This is a genomic window from Streptomyces sp. KR55 (genome assembly GCF_052245645.1).
Lineage (GTDB): Bacteria > Actinomycetota > Actinomycetes > Streptomycetales > Streptomycetaceae > Streptomyces > Streptomyces flavusporus.
Map to the genome: position 1 here is coordinate 1 of NZ_JBQQCE010000915.1, position 1,298 is coordinate 1,298.

At 68.4% G+C, this 1,298-nt stretch carries 1 protein-coding gene; it reads left to right on the plus strand.

Annotation, left to right across the window (positions count from 1 at the left end):
- The coding region (locus ACTWQJ_RS51480; RefSeq protein WP_443313215.1) for a glycoside hydrolase domain-containing protein at positions 1-1,298 on the plus strand (1,298 nt) is incomplete at both ends.

Consider the following 1,298-nt stretch of genomic DNA (forward strand, 5'->3'; position numbering starts at 1 on the left):
CGGACACCCTGCCGACGATCCAGGCGTTCAGCGCCAGCCATGAGCCCAGCCCCTGGATGGGTGACCGGCAGACCTTCCAGGTGATGCCGTCCGCCGCCGCCGGAACCCCGGACAACGGCCGTGAGGCACGGGAGCTGGCCTTCCGGCACGAGAACGAGACCGCGCGGCCGTACTACTACGGCGTACGGTTCGAGAACGGGCTGAAGGCCGAGATGGCGCCGACCGACCACGCGGCGGTGCTCCGCTTCACCTACCCCGGCGACGACGCGAGCGTCCTCTTCGACAACGTGACGGACCAGGCGGGCCTCACGCTCGACAAGGAGAACGGGATCGTCACCGGCTACTCCGACGTGAAGTCCGGGCTGTCGACGGGAGCGACCCGCCTCTTCGTCTACGGCGTGTTCGACAAGCCGGTGACGGACGGGGCGTCGAGCGGGGTCAAGGGGTACCTGCGGTTCAAGGCCGACGACCGAACCGTCACGCTACGGCTCGCGACCTCCCTCATCAGCGTCGACCAGGCCAGGGACAACCTGCGCCAGGAGGTCCCGGACGGCACGTCCTTCGAGGAGGTCAAGGACCGTGCCCAGCGGCAGTGGGACCGGCTGCTCGGCAAGGTCGAGGTCGAGGGCGCGACGCCGGACCAGCTGACGACGCTGTACTCCAGCCTGTACCGGCTGTACCTGTACCCCAACTCCGGCTTCGAGAAGGTCGGCTCGAAGTACCAGTACGCCTCCCCGTTCTCGCCGATGCCGGGCCCCGACACCCCGACGCACACCGGCGCGAAGATCGTGGACGGCAAGGTGTACGTCAACAACGGTTTCTGGGACACCTACCGGACGACCTGGCCGGCGTACTCGCTGCTGACGCCCTCTCAGGCGGGCGAGATGGTCGACGGGTTCGTGCAGCAGTACAAGGACGGTGGCTGGACCTCGCGCTGGTCCTCGCCGGGGTACGCCGACCTGATGACCGGCACGTCCTCGGACGTCGCCTTCGCGGACGCGTACGTCAAGGGCGTCGACTTCGACGCGAAGGCGGCGTACGACGCGGCGGTGAAGAACGCGACGGTGGTGCCGCCGTCGTCGGGCGTGGGCCGCAAGGGCATGGCGACCTCACCCTTCCTCGGCTACACCAGTACCGACACGCACGAGGGCCTGTCGTGGGCGCTGGAGGGCTACCTCAACGACTACGGCATCGCGCAGATGGGCCGGGCCCTGTACCGGGAGACCGGCGAGAAGCGCTACAAGGAGGAGTCCGCGTACTTCCTCGACCGCGCCCAGGAGTACGTGAACCTCTTCGAC